The organism is Salinimicrobium oceani (genome assembly GCF_012037645.1).
This window is the reverse complement of the sequence record NZ_JAAVJR010000589.1, coordinates 1-461: the sequence shown is the minus strand read 5'-3', so window position 1 is coordinate 461 and position 461 is coordinate 1. Positions and strand designations below refer to the sequence as shown.

Genomic DNA, 461 nt, shown 5'->3' with positions numbered 1-461 from the left:
CTGTCATTCCCTAAATAAAATATAATTGATTGCTTTTGGCTTAGTATTCTCCTATTTTAGAGAAAACTAAACCAACAATTATGGACAAGAATATTAAGACAATGGCTCGTACCGGCTTTGTAGCAAAGGGAGTTGTTTATGGGATCATTGGAATTTTAACCTTTAAAGCCGCCTTTGATATGGGAGGCCAAAAAGCAGGACAAATGCAGGTCCTGGAATGGCTGGAAAAGCAAACTTTTGGTAACATTCTACTTGTACTTATGGCCCTGGGACTTTTGTGCTACGCCGCCTGGAGATTTGTACAGGCTGTTAAAGATCCAGAACATATTGGCGATGATAAAAAAGGAAAAGCAAAACGTACCGGCTTTTTCTTTAGTGGTTTGCTTTACCTGGGATTAGCAGTGCTGGCAGCTCTAAAAGCCTTTGGCTCCAGCACAGGCAGTTCGGGTTCTTCAGGCTCG

The 461-nt window shown here is 41.9% G+C and carries 1 protein-coding gene; it reads left to right on the top strand.

Annotated features, from left to right (window positions below; translation table 11 throughout):
- Positions 1–80 precede the first annotated feature (80 nt).
- The coding region (locus HC175_RS18395) for a DUF1206 domain-containing protein (RefSeq protein ID WP_168139682.1) at positions 81–461 on the top strand (381 nt) is incomplete at its 3' end.